The sequence below is a fragment of the Heyndrickxia oleronia genome (assembly GCF_017809215.1).
Classification (GTDB): Bacteria; Bacillota; Bacilli; order Bacillales; family Bacillaceae_C; genus Heyndrickxia; species Heyndrickxia oleronia.
The window spans coordinates 3,314,678-3,332,456 of sequence record NZ_CP065424.1 but is presented as its reverse complement, the minus strand read 5'-3'; the positions used below and the strand labels follow the sequence as shown (position 1 = coordinate 3,332,456).

The window sequence follows — 17,779 nt, the reverse complement described above, 5'->3', positions numbered from 1 at the left end:
ATTAGTATGTTTATTCCTAAAAGAATGAAACAAAAAAATTTTGTAAAAATTATAACAAAAACATGGAAAAATATTTCGAAAGCCGTTATATTTAATATTACGTTCAAATTATTTTAAAAAATGGGGGGAATGAAATGGATACGTTTAAGAAGCTAAAAGGTTTTTATTTGCCTTACAAACGCTTGTTTATAACATCCATGTTCTTTTTATTGGTTGTTACGGCAATAACCATTGTTTATCCGGTCATATTGCAACAAACCATCGATGAAGTAATACTTAAAGGAAAATATGGACTAATACCTTACTTAGCTATTGGATTTGTTTTGATCATGCTAATAAAAGGAGTGGCTACATTCATTCAACAATATACAGGCGATCTTTTCGGAATTACATCAGTATACCGTCTTCGTAATGCATTATATGAAAAACTTCAATATTTGCCTTTTCGTTATTATGATAATGCCAAAACTGGAGATTTAATGTCGAGATTAACTGCTGATGTTGAAGGGTTTCGCTTTTTTCTATCCTTTGGATTCTCAGAGGCATTCAGATTTATATTAATATTAGGAATTAGTTTTAGTGTAATGTTTTACTATTCGGTTTCATTAACATTAATGACTATGCTCATGCTTCCTTTTCTAGCGGTTTCCGTTTATAAATTTGATAAAGTTGTCCATCCTGCTTTTAGAGGAATAAGAAAATCATTTGGAAAATTAAATACAAATGTACAAGAAAATATTAGTGGAATAAATACAGTTAAATCTTTATCACGTGAAGATTTTCAAACATCCAAATTCAATGTCTCCAATGATGATTATCGCGACCAACAAATCAATACTTCCTACATATGGGCTAAATATTTCCCTTTAATGGAGTTAATAGGTAATTCAGGGATTATCATTTTATTGGCATATGGAGGATATTTAGTTATAAACGGTAGCTTGAAGCCAGGAGAACTCGTGGCCTTTTATAGTTTATTGGGCTATATTCTAATGCCTATTATTAATCTTGGTTTCACTATCAATCTATTTTCCCAATCAAAAGCATCAGGTGAACGATTACTTGAAATTCTTGAGGCGGATAATGAAATTTTTGATAAAGAGAATGCATATGATGCAGATCGTTTTAAGGGTGAAGTGGAATTTCAGGATGTAACTCTAAAATATTTTGGGGATGAAAAATCGGCAATTAAAAACATTAGTTTTAAAGCGGAACCTGGAAAGGTCATTGGTTTAATTGGTGCTACTGGGTCTGGTAAAACAACAATTACTCAATTAATGACAAGATTTTATGAGCCCGTTTCAGGAAGTGTCAAAATTGATGGGAAATCAGTAAGTGATTATTCCATTAAGTCATTACGTTCGAATATAGGGATTGTTCTGCAAGAATCCTTTTTATTTTCGTCTACAATTAAAGCCAATATTGCTTATGGGCGACCTAATGCGACAATGGAAGAAATTATTTCGGCAGCAAGGAGAGCGCAAGCACATGATTTTATTATGGAATTACCAGATGGTTACGATACAATGCTTGGCGAACGAGGTCTTGGATTATCAGGTGGCCAAAAGCAACGAATTGCCATTGCACGTGCGATATGTTTAGACCCAAGTATCCTTATTTTAGATGATGCAACAAGTGCAGTTGATATGGATACAGAATTCAAAATTCAGGAAGGTTTGCGTGAAGTTATGAAGGGAAGAACGACATTTATTATTGCCCATCGTATTTCTTCATTAAAACATGCAGATGAAATTTTAGTATTAGAAAACGGTAGAATTGTTGAAAGGGGATTGCATGAAGAGCTCCTTTCAAATGGTGGTCCATATGAAAGAATTTATCATATTCAATATAAGGACCAGCAAGCGATTCTGCAAACTCAGACAGGTTGAGGTGAAAACATTGGCGAAAGCAAATAAAATAAATAAAGGGTCAGTGGAACGATTTAGCTATACGACTGAGCAAATTATTGATAAGCCATTTAACTGGAAGCAAATGCTGAGGTTATTGAATTATCTAAAACCATATTCGAAAAATCTTCTACCTAAATCCTTTACAGCTATGCTTATAAACACGATTATTCGTCTCATCATTCCTACTTTAATCGGAGTTTATGCTATTGAGAAAGGTATTCAAGGGAAAGATGGGCAGTTTTTAATGCTCATTGTCGTCATAATTGCAGGCTTGTATATTATCTCTTATTTAGCGAATATATTACGAATTCGCTGGATGAATGAGCTTGGGCAAAAAGTGATCTACGATATTAGAAAAAATCTATTTACACATGTACAACGATTGTCTCATCGTTTCTTTGATCAACGTTCAGCAGGTTCTATTCTAGTTCGTATCATGAATGATACGAATTCATTGCAGGATTTATTTACAAATGGTGTTGTCAATCTCCTAATGGATATGATCATGTTAGTAGGGGTAATTTTTATTTTATTTTCTCTTAGTCCACAGCTTACACTTGCTGTCTTAATTATCTTGCCGATCATGTTCTTGATATCAACAAAATTAAGGCAAAATATTCGTAGATCTTGGCAATTTATGAGAATTAAACAATCAAAACTGAATTCGCATTTAAATGAAAGCATCCAAGGAATACGTGTCACACAATCGTTTACACAGGAAAAAGAAAATATGCAATTTTTTGATGGGGTTAATACAGAGAATTATGAGGCATGGCGAATTGCAACGAAAAAAAATGCGTTTTTCCGCCCTCTTATTGAATTAACTAATGCTGTTGGTTCAGCCGTTCTTATTTGGTATGGTGCTCATCTTATTCAAACAGGATCATTGAAACTAGGTGAATTTGTTTCCTACGCTTTTTACCTCGGCATGTTTTGGGAACCGATCTCTCGTATCGGTCAAGTGTATAATCAATTGTTAATGGCAATGGCTTCCTCAGAAAGAATTTTTGAATATCTAGATGAAAAGCCGATTGTGCATGAGAAGGATGAGGCAATCGAATTAGGAGATATGAAAGGTCATATTCAGTTCGAAAATGTAGAGTTTTCATATGATGATAAAAGAAAAGCTTTAAAAGATGTGAGCTTGGAAATGAAAGCTGGGCAAACTATTGCATTAGTCGGGCATACTGGGTCCGGAAAGACAACGATTGCCAATTTAATCAGTCGTTTCTATGATCCAACAAGTGGTTCCGTGAAAATTGATGGCCATGATTTGCGTGATATTTCCTTAAAAAGTTTAAGAAGTCAAATTAGTGTTGTCCTTCAGGATACATTTATTTTCTCTGGAACCATTATGGAAAATATAAAATTTGGTCGTCCAGATGCGAAAGATGAGGAGGCAGTTGCAGCGGCAAAGGCAATCGGTGCCCATACTTTTATTGAAAATCTTCCAAATGGATATGAAACACAAGTAGAAGAAAGAGGAAATATATTATCTGTTGGTGAAAGGCAGTTATTATCATTTGCTAGGGCGTTGCTTGCTAATCCGCGGATCATTATTTTAGATGAAGCGACTGCTAGTATTGATACTGAAACAGAAGTCCAAATACAACGTGCGTTAAAAACGTTATTAAAGGGAAGAACTTCAGTCATAATTGCCCATCGCCTATCTACGATTCGTGAGGCTGATAAAATCTTTGTTCTTGATCATGGAGATATCATTGAAGAAGGAAATCATGATCAATTAATGGAGTATCAAGGAGAGTATTACAGACTAGTAAAAGCACAATTTAAAATGTTAGAGGCTATATAAGAAGAAGACTATATCTTCTTCTTTTTTTATGCCCTTTTCTTAAACTTTGGTGTTATCTAAGCAAAGTTTTAACTAATATATCGACTGGAAATCGCTACACCTTCATTTTACAGAGAAAAGAGCTGTAGTCTTGAATCCTTTTGGGAGTTAAACTACGTCTTAGGTCGTATACAAAAATAAATCTAGAGTTTGTTATGGAAACTTATGATTTCTTTTATGATTATGGTAACGAAAGGAGGTCGTATAAATTGAAAAATGTATTTTTGTTTATACTGGCAGGTATTCTTGTAATGGTTGCTTTAGGAAGCTTAGGTCATATAATCGGAATGGCTATTAGTCTCCTGTTAGTATATTTTTCCTTTAAACAGTTTATTAAGACTGAATCATTCTTCGGTAAATTATTTTGGGCGATGGTTGGGATATGCAGCCTATTTGCTGTACTTGCAAGCTTGCCAGCAGTAGCTGGAATAGCAGCATTATGTATTTTATACGTTGTGTATAAAAATTGGAAGAAACCAGAAAAGGTAAAGGTTGAACAGGAAGTATATGATCCATTTGAAAGTTTCGACCAACAATGGAATGAAATTCAAAAGAAATATCACTAAATAGATAAATTTATAAAAAATGAATTGTGATAGAGGAGCGATGATGATGACTACTTTATTTGAAAGAATTAAACATACAGTGATGGCTGATCTAAATGATACCATGGATAAAAAAGAATATAAAAATCCAATTTCAAAGTTAAATCAATACTTACGTGAAAGTGAAAATGAAGTTAAGAAAGTAGAAAAGTTAATCGAAAGACAATATTTATTAAAAGAAGAATTTGCTCGTGAATTAAAACAAACTGAGTATATGGCTGAAAAAAGATGTCAACAAGCAGAAATAGCTCTTCAGGCAAATGAACTCTCCCTCCACCAAATTGCTATAGATGAGGAGGCACTTTATAAGGTGCAAGTACTTAGTTTACGAGAAGCACATGGAGAAGCCGTAGAACAATTAGAAATATTAGAGAAAAAGCATCGAGAAATGAAAATGAAATTAAAAGAAATGCAAATTAAAAGATTAGAACTGATGGGTAGAGAAAATGTAATTAAGGTGACAAAGAAAATGAATCAAGTACTGGATAACTCTGTTATTAGTAAAGCTAATACTCGATTTGAAGAAACAGAAAGATACTTAGATCACTTAGAAACTAGAATGGGTGCAGGATATGATATGTCGATGTTTGATTCTCGTATAAAAGAGCTTGAAAAAGGTTTAAAAAAGGATGAAACTACTATTAATGACTAGTAAATTCATGATAATATAGAAAAGCATATAGTAATGAAATCAGGTAGTAGGTTCCTCATATTTGAGTATCTTACTACCTAATTAAAAATATTTCGTCAGTAGTGACAAAAAGGAGGCAACATGGGAAAAAGATCTGAACAAAATCCTATAACATGGTTAATCTTAGTTGCCCTTGTCGGAATCTTATTTGAAATTTCTTTTAATACTGAATCCTTAGTGTTTCTTGGGGTTTCTGCATTACTTATTTATTTTGGTAAAAAGAAAAGCACAAAATCTTCTGGCGCTATTTATATCATTGTCGGTATTTCAATTTTTGTTATTACAATTATTTCCACAGTGTTTTTCAAAATTGTATTGTTTTGTGTATTAATTTATCTCTTATTTAGATATCGGAAAAAAAAGAAGCATCCAAAAATAATCAAGGTAGAAACAGTAGAATCATCGAATCAATCAAAAATCAATCGAAAACAACCCTATATAAAAAATAAATTCTTTGGTAATCAAAGAATTGAAAATAATATTTATGAATGGGATGATATAAATATTCAATGTGGGCTTGGTACAACGGTCATAGACCTTAGTATGACCATGCTTCCGATTGGAGAATCCACTGTAGTTATTAGAGGAGTGATTGGAAATATCCAATTGCTTACTCCATATGATGTAGCGATATCAGTTAATCATTCATCGATTACGGGAAATGTAAATATATATGGTTTAGAAGAGAATCTTTTTAATCAAAATACAATTTACTACTCAGATAATTACGATGAGACAACGAGAAAAATAAAGATTATCACCTCATTACCATTTGGAAATTTAGAGGTGAGGCACGTATGAGTATCCAAAAATCCTTTATAATTTACTTTAGTACGTTCTCCATTGTTATCGCTATATTTATTTCAGCAATTTATATTCAAACGGTTCAAACGGACTGGTATCAAGCATTATTTTTTCAACAAATCTTTCTTGTCCCTGTCGTTGTTTTTATTATTGTAACTAGTATTATTATAGGAATCGTTTGTGGATTAGTTATTGGCTATATTATGAAGAAGAAGTTAGAGGACGTAGATGCTCACTTAATTGAACTTGAGAAAGGTGAATTTAATTTATCAAAATTACAGCCTGAAAAATTAAATGAAATTTCAATGTTATACGAAAGAATACAACGAATTCAAAATCGTATGGATGATCAAGTTGAAGCATCGCAAAAACTTGCAAATGAGCGGGCTGACTGGAATGAAAAAATGAAGCAGGAGATTTTATCCCAGGAAAGAAATCGCTTAGCAAGAGAGTTGCATGATTCTGTTAGCCAGCAGCTTTTTGCTGCAACAATGCTATTATCTGCTATCAATGATAACCCTAATCCAGATCCAGTAATAACAAATAAACAAATGAAATTAGTTGAGGAAGTAATTAATGAGTCACAATCAGAGATGAGAGCGCTACTTCTTCATTTGAGACCGATACAATTAGAAGGAAAAAGCCTAAAAGAAGGGGCAGAGGAGTTATTGCATGAATTAACAGCTAAACTTCCTTTGAAGGTAACATGGAGAATAGATGATGTCATTCTAAATAAGGGAGTAGAGGATCATTTATTTCGAATTATGCAGGAATCCATTTCGAATACCCTACGCCACGCGAAAGCTAAAATGTTAGAATTGCACTTATTTAAATTAGATCAATTTGTTCTTCTTAAAATAATAGATGATGGAATTGGCTTTGAAATGGGAAAAGAAAAAGCGGGTTCTTACGGATTACAGAATATTCGTGAACGAGCAGCAGAAATAGGTGGAACGATTAAAATGATTAGTTTTCCGGCAAAGGGAACTAGTATAGAAGTGAAGATTCCTATATTAAATAAAGGATGAGGTCATAATGATAAAGGTATTACTTGTTGATGATCACGAAATGGTTCGTATAGGTGTTTCTGCTTTTTTATCCATTCAGCCTGATATTGAAGTTGTTGGCGAAGCAGAAAATGGGCAAAAAGGTGTTGAACTAGCCTTATCATTGCGACCAGATATTATTTTAATGGATCTGGTCATGAATGAGATGGATGGAATACAAGCAACAAAAGAAATTATCCAGCAGTGGCCTGAGGCAAAAATAATTATTGTAACGAGCTTTATTGATGATGAAAAAGTGTATCCTGCACTAGAAGCAGGAGCAACGAGTTATATGTTAAAAACATCAAAGGCGAATGATATTGCTGATGCTGTTCGCTCTACATATGAAGGACAATCAGTATTGGAGCCTCAAGTTACTGGGAAAATGATGATGCGAATGAAACAAGGGAATAAACGGCCATTACATGATGATTTAACAAATCGTGAGCTAGAAATTCTACTATTAATGGCTGAAGGCATGACAAACCAAGAAATTGCGGATCAATTATTTATTGCACTAAAAACGGTAAAAACTCATGTTAGTAATATATTAAGTAAACTAGAAGTTCAGGATCGCACACAAGCGGTCATTTATGCATTTCAACACCAATTAATCAAGAAGTAGAGAGAAGGGATATTAACATCCTTCGTCTCTCTTTTTTTGTATCCATCGACCTTCATATTAGTGCTTTATGTAGTACCTTTTATCATCAGGTTAATACTATATTTAATAGGAAACGAGATTTTTTGACAGTCATCTTCTCCTTATGAAATTAGTATGCTAGAATGGGGAAGATTAGGAACTCTTTTAATAGTGGGGGATTTAAAGTGAAAAAAGAATTTGTCGTCATTGGACTAGGACGATTTGGTGGTAGTATCTGTAAAGAATTAGCAGAACAAGGAATGGAAGTTATGGCTATTGATGTTGATGAAGATCGGGTAAATGAATTTGCATCGATTGCTACTCATGCTGTCATTGCGGACACTACTGATGAAACCGTATTGAAAAACCTAGGGATAAGAAACTTTGATCATGTTATCGTCGCAATTGGTGCTGATATTCAAGCAAGTATACTAACTACACTCATGTTAAAAGAAATTGGTGTGAAAAATGTAACTGTAAAAGCACAAAATGATTATCATGCAAAGGTTTTAGATAAAATTGGTGCCGACCATGTTGTCCATCCAGAAAGAGATATGGGAAAACGGATTGCTCATCACATTGTTTCGAATAATGTGTTAGATTATATCGAGCTTTCAGATGAATATAGCATAGTTGAAATTGCTGTAAATGAGCGTATTACTGGTAATTCAATTGTGGATTTAAATATTCGCGCTAAATATGGAATTAATATTGTCGCTATTAAAAGAGGAAATTCAATGATTATTTCTCCACAAGCATATGATGTTATCGAAAAGAATGATATTTTAATTGTTATCGGTGCGGATTCGGATATCAACAGATTTGAGAAAAAACTTTCTCAGTAACTATTATATATAACTAAAAAAGGAACCATCTCCTACTATTGAGTGAGTGGTTCCTTTTCGTTTTTTATACTTCCATAATAATTGGCATGATCATTGGACGTCGTTTTGTTTTTTCATAAAGGAAAGGTGCTAAAGTGTCGGTAATTTCATTTTTAATTTCGGTCCATTGAGAAGTTTTTCTTTCCATTACTTTGTTTAAGTGCTTTGAGATGAGATTTTGTGCTTCGCTAATTAAATCTCCTGATTCACGCATATAAACAAATCCTCTAGAAATAATGTCAGGACCAGATGCTATTTTAAATTCACCCATATTAATCGATACGACAACAACAACTAAACCTTCTTCAGACAATATACGTCGATCGCGGAGAACAATATTACCGATATCTCCAATTCCATTTCCATCAATATAGACATTTCCGGAAGGGATTTTGCCCGCTACCTGTGCACTCTCACTTGTTAAAGCAAGAACTTCACCATTATCCATAATGAAACAGTTCTCTTCAGGAACACCACAGTCCATAGCTAGTTGTGCATGAGTTTTCTGCATGCGATATTCACCGTGAATTGGCATAAAAAATTTCGGTTTTATTAGTCTAAGCATTAATTTTTGTTCCTGCTGTCCACCGTGTCCAGAAGTATGAATATCATTTAATGGACCATGAATGACTTCTGCACCAGCACGGTATAGTAAATTAATGGTTCGATTTACACTAATAGTATTACCAGGTATTGGTGAAGAAGAAAAGACGACCGTATCCCCAGGTTGAATTTGGATTTGACGATGTGTTCCATTAGCAATTCGGGATAAGGCTGCCATTGGTTCTCCTTGACTGCCTGTACATAAGATAGTGACTTTATTTGCAGGTAAACGATTAATTTGCTGTGCATCAATAAATGTATCTTTTGGGCATTGGATGTAACCAAGGTCATGTCCGATATTTATGGCTGCCTCCATACTTCTTCCAAAAACTGCGATTTTTCTTCCGTTTGCTACTGCAGCTTCCGCAACTTGTTGTAATCTGTGAATATTCGAAGCAAAAGTTGCAAAAATTATGCGGCCGTCTACTTTTCTAAAAACGTCCTGAATGCTTTCACCGACACGTCTTTCAGACATGGTGAAATGAGGAACTTCACTATTTGTGCTATCTGATAAAAGACAAAGAACGCCTTCCTTACCAATTTCAGCCATTTTTGTTAGGTTGGCAGGTTCACCAACTGGAGTGAAATCAAACTTAAAATCCCCAGTATGTACAATATTCCCTTGAGGTGTTTTAACAACAATCCCGTAGGAATCTGGAATACTGTGAGTCGTTCTAAAGAAAGTAACAGAAGTCTTTCTAAATTTAATTACATCATCCTCTTGAATTTCATGAAAAGTTGTTTGTCTCAAAAGTCCATGCTCTTCAAGTTTATTTTTTAGAAGTCCTAAAGCAAGTTTACCAGCGTAGATTGGTATATTTACTTGTCTCAATAAGTAAGGAATTCCACCAATATGATCTTCATGACCATGTGTGATAAACAAACCTTTAATTTTATCCTCATTTTTAACTAAATACGTGTAATCAGGGATAACATAATCAATTCCTAGTAATTCATCTTCAGGAAATTTGATTCCAGCATCTATAAGTATAATTTCATCTTGGAATTGGACCGCATAAGTGTTTTTTCCGATTTCCCCTAAACCGCCAAGGGCAAATACGGCTGTTTGATCATTTTTTACAAATTTCATATTGTTTATTTAGTCTCCGTTATTTCATAATTTGCATGGTTCTTTTCATATTCTAGATATGAACCTTTTAAAAGTTGTACAAATTCAATATTTATTTGACGGTTTTTTAAAGATTTGCGAACTTCTCTTTCTGAGCTTGCCTCGACATAAATAGCATCCGTATTTTCACGAACTGGTACTTCATTTTTGTTTTCTTGATAATAAACTTTATAAATCATCTTTCTCTCTCCTTACTCCGTTTTCAAAGGTAACTTTTTCTATTATATAAAAAGTTAACAACTTTTTCATGCATTTCATTGTGCGTTATTTTTAAGGTTTTTGCAAAATGGTTTCTGATTGTACTCCTTAAGTCTTACAATTAGGGCGTTATTGGCATATTGATATAGAATAATCCCTCTTATTTTTGAGGGACTTTTTATTTAGGCAAAAATTTATCATTTATGCTACTAATTTTTTCTTTCGTAATAAATCTTTCCATTGTTTGACTAATTTTTTTCTTAGTCTTTTTAACATGGAAGATCACTCCCTACTTCTATTTTAATGTTATTTTTCTGAAAGTAAAGTCGGTCAGGAAGATTCTTATATGTATTATATGTTTTTAGACAAGTATTATCATGGGTTTTTATGGGAAATATTCGATTTTGGATTCTTTTTTCGCTTTGGCTCTTTTCTCAAACATCGTTGCTATTAGTAAAGTTTTAACGAATAACTATCGGTTAAAAGACCACTACATCTTTCATTTCACTGAGAAAAGTGCTGCAAACTCCATAAGAATCGCTAAATTCTTTATTGGGTGTAAAAGCCGGCAGTTGGGCTTTTACAAAAGCAACAAACGATACGAAAACAGCCTTCGTTTTTGGATTAGTTCAATAAAGTAGAAGCTTGTGTTAAAATTCAATGTGCTAAATGAATATAACCAAAGATAGTTAGGAGAATTAAAAAATGAAGAAAATTGTATTTTTTGATATCGATGGTACTTTGTTAGATAACGATAAAAAACTCCCTGAATCAACAAAGGAAGCTATATGGAAGTTAAAAGAAAGTGGAGTGTTTGTTGCAATAGCTACGGGTCGGGCTCCATTCATGTTTAAAGAGCTACGTGAAGAATTAGAAATTGACTCCTTTGTGAGCTTTAATGGTCAATACGTAGTTTTTGAAAATAAAGTCATTTATAAAAATCCTTTGGATCCTACCGAATTAGAAAATCTCATCAATTATTCTGCAAGTCACAAACATCCACTTGTGTTTTTAAATGAAAAGGAAATGACCTCTAATATAGAAAATCATCAATTTATTAGAAGCAGTATTGAGAGTCTAAAAATTAAACATCCTTCATTTGATCCAGATTTCTACAAGGGTCGAGAAATTTACCAATCACTTTTATTTTGTGAAGAAAAGGATGAGGTTCTTTATCTTGATGAGTTTAAGAAGTTTTACTTTCTCCGTTGGCATGAATTTTCAATGGACGTACTTCCAAAAGGTGGTTCAAAAGCAGAGGGAATCAAAAAGATGATTGAAAAGATTGGGTTTAAACTTGAAGATGTTTACGCTTTTGGAGATGGATTAAACGATATTGAGATGTTAGAAGCTGTGGGAACTGGGATTGCAATGGGCAATGCTCTTGATGTAGTAAAGCAACATGCAAATTATGTCACTACAGATGTAATGAATAATGGAATTGCAAATGGTTTAAAGCATTTTAAATTAATCTAGAATTTAAAGAATAAAGGGTTGTCTACCTAGGGTCAGTTCCCTGTGTAGTCAACCCTTAATCATGATTACCTATCAATGGCAATTGCCTGATCCATCGGTGTGAATGGATTTTTTTCATCAATATAATCATAGAACATTTTTCCATGTAAATGATCAATTTCATGTTGAAACGCAATGGCAGGTAGTCCTTTAAGACGAATCTTAATTTCTTTTCCATCAATATCATTCGCCTTTACCGTAATTCTTGCATATCTATGAACATAACCTGGAATAACCTCATCTACCGAAAGACAACCCTCTCCACTACTCAAGTAGGCTTTTTCAACTGAATGACTCACAATTCGAGGATTAAATAACATATAACTATGTAATTGCTCTTTTTCATCTATAACGTGAACAGCAATCATTTTTTTTGATACATTAATTTGTGGAGCAGCTAACCCAATGCCAGGACGTAATCCATATTTATTTGCAATTTCAGGATCTTGGCTATTTAATATATATTCATGTAAGCTCTTTAGAATTTCTTGATCTTCTTTAGACGGAGGCATTTTTACATCTTCTGCTACTTTCCGTAATGTTGGATGTCCGTCTCTGATGATATCCTTCATTGTAATCATAATAATATCCCCCTTCGCACTAACTAATTTACATATTGATTAGAATACCAAATCCATAGTAAAAAGTTAAACAAAAAAATATAATGCCAGTAGAAAAAATTTGTCATATGATAGTTCCAAATGAATAGGTATAGTTATATATTTTATTTTTTGGACAAGCCTTACTTCACAACAATCCAGCTTATATACTGTAGTTTAAGGGGGAACATTCGTGGCTCGATATAAACTTTTACTTCTGCTTGTACTAATTCTTGGCTTGTTAACAGGATGCAAAGTTGTCCCGGAAGAAAAAATATACGATATTATGGAACAAACCGTAGTAAAAGAAAAGGATTTTGAAAAGCAGCAAAAGCCTTTAACGGAGTTAGAATCAAAGGAAAAAAAAATATTTGAAGAAATAATGGATCTAGGGATGAAGGATATGGAGCAAATGACAAAACTTGCGAATTTAGCCCTTGATAATTTAAAAGAACGCAAAGAAAAGATGGAACTTGAACAAAAGTCGATGATTGCTTCAAAAAAGGAATTCTCAAAAATTGAAGATCCCATTGAGAAAATCGAGTCGAAACAACTGAAAAAAGAAGCTCAAGATCTGTTTCAATTGATGGAAAAACGATATGCTTTTCATGACCGATTATATGAAGCATATAACAAAGGGATTGAAACGAATATACAATTATATAAACTTCTTATGAAAAAAGATGTAAGTATGGATGATTTAGAAAATCAAATTGAAATTACAAATAAAGCCTATTCAGAGGTATTAAAGATGAATGAACAATTTAATGAACAGACAAAAAAATTTAATAATGAAAAGAAAAAATTTTATAAGCTTGCAAAAATAAATATTGATTAAGTGAGGCTGGGACAAAACCCACCTCTGAGATGAAAAAGCCGGTGAATTTTACGACGAGTAAAATTTCACCGGCTTTGATTTTTTTACAATAAAATAAGGACCACTTCTGATAAAATTAAGTTACCACACCAAATAAAATCAGAAAGAAGGATCCTTATGTTTAAAAATTATACCATGAATCAATTAGTTTTGCCTTTAGATTTAGAAGTAAAATTACAAAAAAATGATATTGCCTTTCATATCCATCATCTAGTTGAAAGTATTCCTCATGAAGTTTTCGAACCATTTCTGCGAAATGAGGGCTGTCCTGCTTATCATCCACGCATGATGCTTAAAATTATTTTATGTGCCTACACCCAATCTGTTTTTTCAGGGCGAAAAATTGAAGCCTTATTAAAAGACAGTATCCGGATGATGTGGCTAGCTCAAGGGTATGAACCAAGCTACCGTACAATCAATCGATTCCGTGTTCATTCAGATGTGAAAGAATTAATTCGCCAATGTTTCGTCCAATTTCGTTGCCAATTAATCGAAGAAAAACTAATCGATCAAGAAGCAATTTTTATTGATGGTACAAAGATTGAAGCAAATGCGAATAAATTTACGTTTGTCTGGAAGAAATCGATTGAGAAATATCATCACAGTTTAATTGAAAGGTCAAACCAGCTATATAACGAGCTACTTGAGAACGAAATTATACCTGAAATTGAACGGGAAGGTGATGAACAATTATCATTGAAAGAGCTCGCTCAATTGGTTGGAAAAGTGGACAATGTCGTAGCTGAGTATGATAAACAAATTGAGGAATCATCAGACGTTCCAGAACGAAAAGCTTTAAGAAGTGAACGCAAATACCCGAAACAAGTGCGTAAACAGTTGATTGATTTTGTCTTACGAAAACAAAAATACCAACGAGACTTTGAAATCTTTGGCACACGTAATAGCTATTCCAAAACAGATCTGGACGCGACATTTATGCGAATGAAAGATGATTATATGCAAAACGGACAATTGAAAGCTGGTTACAATGTACAAATCGCAACAGAAGGGCAATACACGCTTGCCTATAGTTTATTTTCAAACCCAACAGATACACGTACGTTAATTCCATTTCTTGATGAAATCGAGAACCATTATTTCGTGTTACCGAAACATATTGTCGCAGATGCAGGTTATGGTAGTGAACAAAACTATAATGATATCCTTTCGAACAGAAAACGAGAAGCACTGATTACGTATAATCTGTATTTGAAGGAGCAAAAGAAAAGTACAAACAAAACCCATTGAATCCCGAAAACTGGCAGTATTGTGAAGAAACAGATACATATATATGCCCTAACCAGAAACGTCTTGAATTTCAATATCATTCTGTCCGTACTGATCGTACGGGATTCCAACGAAGGTTCAAGATCTACGAGTGTGAGGACTGTTCGGGATGTCCATTCCGTTCATCATGTACAAAAGCGAAAGAAGGCAACAATCGAAAACTAATGGTGAATGAACAATGGGAACAACAAAAAGTATATGTGAGAGCGAAGCTTTCAGAAGAGAAAACGAGATCCATCTATCGAAAACGCAAAATCGATGTGGAACCGGTTTTTGGATTCTTGAAGGCTAATTTGCGTTTCACTCGATTTTCTGTACGAGGAAAATCGAAGGTAGAAAATGAAATGGGACTCGCATTAATGGCCGTGAATTTAAGAAAATTCACGGCCAAACAACTACGGTAATAGAAGAATCAACACACAAAAATAGAAAAAGTTGAATTTGAGTTCGCTCAAATTCAACTTTTTCACTATTTGAAGCTAGTTATGTCCCAGCCCCTTTTTTTATTATGAAGATAGAAGTTCTTTTATAACGGTATGAGAAGCCTTGCCGATCTTCACCTAATTTACATTAATTAAACAAAACCTAATAGTAACAAAGTTTGAGAAAAGAACCTTTAATTTAGATTGCAAATCTGTATAAGTTTTTGTAGTACAGATGAAAAATGTGATTAGTACAGTTGAAATGAAAGCGCTAATACAGAACTATTTACTATATTAAAAAAGTAAATTATAAAGAAAAACTTATTGATTGACGGGTTTCATAACTTGATGTACTCTAATAATGTAATTATATGAAATTGTATTAATTAAATCTGTAAATGAATTAATACAGATTCATTGATGATGGAATAGAATAGGTATTTCTTTTGTCATCAGATTAATATGAAAATGGTTACATAAAAACAAGGTTAATCCATTGATTAATTCATGGTACACTGGTTTGTTTTTGGGTAACCTATAGTTTGTATGTAATAAAAAATAAATTAATTTTTTTAGTGAGAAAGGATTGGTGACTTAATATGGCTTCAACTAAGAAGGCACAATTCGATGCGAAGAAAACGCTCGAAAAGATAGAAGAGCAATTCGAAATGTTCCAGATTTTAAATGAAGAAGGCAAAGTCGTTAACGAATCTGCAGTTCCTAATCTTTCTGATGAGGAACTTCAAGAATTAATGCGTAGAATGGTATATTCACGTATTTTAGATCAACGTTCAATTTCTTTAAACCGTCAAGGACGATTAGGATTTGTTGCACCGACAGCAGGTCAAGAAGCATCACAAATCGCTTCACATTTTGCTCTTGAGCAAGAAGATTACATTCTTCCAGGATATCGTGATGTGCCTCAAATCATTTGGCATGGTTTACCATTACACCAAGCATTTTTATGGTCTAGAGGTCATGTTGAAGGAATGAAAATCCAAGAAGGTTTAAATATTTTACCACCACAAATTATTATTGGAGCCCAATATGTTCAAACTGCTGGGGTTGCACTTGGATTAAAGAAACGTGGTAAAAAAGCAGTAGCAATTACATATACAGGTGATGGCGGTTCATCACAAGGTGATTTCTATGAAGGTATTAACTTTGCTGGTGCATATAAAGCTCCTGCTATCTTCGTAGTTCAAAATAATCAATTTGCTATTTCAACACCACGTGAAAAACAAACTGCTGCTAAAACAATTGCTCAAAAGGCTGTTGCTGCTGGTATTCCAGGACAATTAGTTGATGGTATGGATCCACTAGCTGTTTATGTTGCTGTGCGTGAAGCTCGCGAGCGTGCGATCAATGGTGAAGGACCATCATTAATAGAAACACTATGCTACCGTTATGGTCCACATACAATGTCAGGTGATGATCCTACAAAATATCGTACATCTGACCTAGATAATGAATGGGAAAGAAAAGATCCTCTTATTCGTTTCCGTAAATATTTAGAAGCGAAAGGCCTATGGTCTGAGGAAAAAGAAACAGAAGTAATTGAACAAGCAAAAGAAGATATTAAAGTTGCAATTAAGAAAGCTGATGACACTCCAAAACAAAAAGTAACAGATTTAATCTCTGTTATGTTTGAAGAAATGCCACATAATTTAAAAGAGCAAAATGAAATTTATCAAGCAAAGGAGTCGAAATAAGCCATGGCTCAATTAACTATGCTTCAAGCAATTACCGATGCGTTAAGAACTGAACTTAAAAACGATGAAAATGTATTAGTATTTGGTGAAGACGTTGGTCTTAATGGTGGGGTATTCCGTGCTACGGAAGGACTTCAAAAAGAATTCGGAGAAGATCGTGTATTTGATACTCCATTAGCAGAATCTGGAATTGGAGGTCTTGCTATTGGTTTAACATTAGAAGGATTCCGCCCAGTGCCGGAGATTCAATTCTTTGGTTTCTTATTCGAAGTAATGGATTCAGTAAGTGGACAAATGGCACGTTGGCGTTATCGTACTGGAGGAAGCTTACATGCACCAATTACAATCCGTTCACCATTCGGTGGTGGGGTTCATACTCCAGAATTGCATGCTGACAGCTTAGAAGGCTTAGTTGCTCAACAACCAGGTTTAAAAGTTGTTATTCCGTCTACACCTTATGATGCAAAAGGACTTTTAATTTCTTCAATCCGAGATAATGACCCAGTTATTTTCTTAGAGCATATGAAGTTATATCGTTCTTTCCGTCAGGAAGTTCCAGAAGAAGAGTACACAATTCCATTAGGTAAAGCGGATGTAAAACGTGAGGGTAAGGATCTATCTATTATTACTTATGGTGCGATGGTTCATGAATCTTTAAAAGCTGCAGAAGAATTAGAAAAAGAAGGATTCTCTGTAGAAGTAGTTGATTTACGTACAATAAGTCCATTAGATATTGATACAATTATTGCTTCTGTTGAAAAAACAAATCGTGCGATTGTTGTTCAAGAAGCACAAAAACAAGCAGGTATTGCTGCAAATGTCATTGCAGAAATAAATGAAAGAGCGATTCTTAGCTTAGAAGCGCCAGTATTACGTGTGACTGCACCAGATACTGTATATCCATTCTCTCAAGCAGAGTCTGTTTGGTTACCTAATTATAAAGATATTATTGAAACAGCGAAAAAAGTACTTACATTTTAATTAGATCTTCTAGGTTATCTA

15 protein-coding genes and 1 pseudogene are annotated in these 17,779 nt (G+C 33.7%); 13 read left to right on the top strand and 3 right to left on the bottom strand.

What is annotated here, in order from left to right; genetic code table 11:
• Nucleotides 1–134: 134 nt before the first annotated feature.
• From I5818_RS16655 to I5818_RS16620, 8 genes are all read left to right on the top strand, one after another.
• Entirely contained in the window at nucleotides 135–1,889 is a 1,755-nt protein-coding gene (locus tag I5818_RS16655; protein WP_058002483.1) for an ABC transporter ATP-binding protein, read from the top strand.
• 10 nt (nucleotides 1,890–1,899) lie between these two features.
• The gene (locus tag I5818_RS16650; RefSeq protein WP_235849605.1) at nucleotides 1,900–3,723 is read left to right on the top strand and encodes an ABC transporter ATP-binding protein; all 1,824 of its coding nucleotides are present in this window, start codon (nucleotides 1,900–1,902) and stop codon (nucleotides 3,721–3,723) included.
• Nucleotides 3,724–3,971: 248 nt separating this feature from the next.
• Entirely contained in the window at nucleotides 3,972–4,328 is a 357-nt protein-coding gene (locus I5818_RS16645) for a lmo0954 family membrane protein (RefSeq protein WP_058002485.1), read from the top strand.
• A gap of 46 nt (nucleotides 4,329–4,374) precedes the next feature.
• Nucleotides 4,375–5,019, top strand: coding sequence for a PspA/IM30 family protein (locus I5818_RS16640; protein ID WP_058002486.1), 645 nt, complete (start codon nucleotides 4,375–4,377; stop codon nucleotides 5,017–5,019).
• A 120-nt stretch (nucleotides 5,020–5,139) separates the two neighbouring features.
• Nucleotides 5,140–5,859 (top strand): cell wall-active antibiotics response protein LiaF, encoded by a 720-nt coding sequence (gene liaF, locus I5818_RS16635; protein ID WP_058002487.1) that lies wholly within the window; start codon nucleotides 5,140–5,142, stop codon nucleotides 5,857–5,859.
• Nucleotides 5,856–6,890 (top strand): sensor histidine kinase, encoded by a 1,035-nt coding sequence (locus tag I5818_RS16630; protein WP_058002488.1) that lies wholly within the window; start codon nucleotides 5,856–5,858, stop codon nucleotides 6,888–6,890. The genes liaF and I5818_RS16630 overlap by 4 nt, the downstream gene beginning before the upstream one ends.
• 7 nt (nucleotides 6,891–6,897) lie before the next feature.
• Nucleotides 6,898–7,533, top strand: a complete 636-nt coding sequence (locus I5818_RS16625) for a response regulator (RefSeq protein ID WP_058002489.1) — start codon at nucleotides 6,898–6,900, stop codon at nucleotides 7,531–7,533.
• A gap of 203 nt (nucleotides 7,534–7,736) precedes the next feature.
• Nucleotides 7,737–8,396: a potassium channel family protein gene (locus I5818_RS16620; RefSeq protein WP_058002490.1), complete on the top strand. Its 660-nt coding sequence runs from the start codon at nucleotides 7,737–7,739 to the stop codon at nucleotides 8,394–8,396.
• A 64-nt stretch (nucleotides 8,397–8,460) separates the two neighbouring features.
• On the opposite strand, the gene rnjA is transcribed toward I5818_RS16620, so the two are convergent.
• Both rnjA and I5818_RS16610 read right to left on the bottom strand, forming a co-directional pair.
• Nucleotides 8,461–10,128 (bottom strand): ribonuclease J1, encoded by a 1,668-nt coding sequence (gene rnjA, locus I5818_RS16615; RefSeq protein ID WP_058002491.1) that lies wholly within the window; start codon nucleotides 10,126–10,128, stop codon nucleotides 8,461–8,463.
• Nucleotides 10,129–10,133: 5 nt separating this feature from the next.
• Nucleotides 10,134–10,346, bottom strand: a complete 213-nt coding sequence (locus I5818_RS16610) for a DNA-dependent RNA polymerase subunit epsilon (protein ID WP_058002492.1) — start codon at nucleotides 10,344–10,346, stop codon at nucleotides 10,134–10,136.
• A 724-nt stretch (nucleotides 10,347–11,070) separates the two neighbouring features.
• On the opposite strand from I5818_RS16610, the gene I5818_RS16605 reads away from it, so the two are divergent.
• A complete protein-coding gene (locus I5818_RS16605; protein WP_058002493.1) occupies nucleotides 11,071–11,841 on the top strand; it encodes a Cof-type HAD-IIB family hydrolase in 771 nt (256 codons plus the stop codon).
• Nucleotides 11,842–11,906: 65 nt separating this feature from the next.
• Here I5818_RS16605 and def read toward each other — a convergent pair whose 3' ends face one another.
• A complete protein-coding gene (gene def, locus I5818_RS16600) occupies nucleotides 11,907–12,461 on the bottom strand; it encodes a peptide deformylase (protein WP_071976587.1) in 555 nt (184 codons plus the stop codon).
• Nucleotides 12,462–12,672: 211 nt separating this feature from the next.
• On the opposite strand from def, the gene I5818_RS16595 reads away from it, so the two are divergent.
• From I5818_RS16595 to I5818_RS16580, 4 genes and pseudogenes are all read left to right on the top strand, one after another.
• On the top strand, nucleotides 12,673–13,317 hold the full coding sequence (locus I5818_RS16595; protein ID WP_071976588.1) for a YkyA family protein: 645 nt from the start codon (nucleotides 12,673–12,675) through the stop codon (nucleotides 13,315–13,317).
• 156 nt (nucleotides 13,318–13,473) lie between these two features.
• Nucleotides 13,474–15,047 (top strand): annotated as a pseudogene (locus tag I5818_RS16590) (IS1182 family transposase).
• A 617-nt stretch (nucleotides 15,048–15,664) separates the two neighbouring features.
• A complete protein-coding gene (gene pdhA, locus I5818_RS16585; RefSeq protein WP_071976589.1) occupies nucleotides 15,665–16,777 on the top strand; it encodes a pyruvate dehydrogenase (acetyl-transferring) E1 component subunit alpha in 1,113 nt (370 codons plus the stop codon).
• A gap of 3 nt (nucleotides 16,778–16,780) precedes the next feature.
• Complete coding sequence (locus tag I5818_RS16580) at nucleotides 16,781–17,758, top strand: alpha-ketoacid dehydrogenase subunit beta (RefSeq protein WP_058002497.1); 978 nt, start codon at nucleotides 16,781–16,783, stop codon at nucleotides 17,756–17,758.
• The last annotated feature ends 21 nt before the right edge of the window (nucleotides 17,759–17,779 follow it).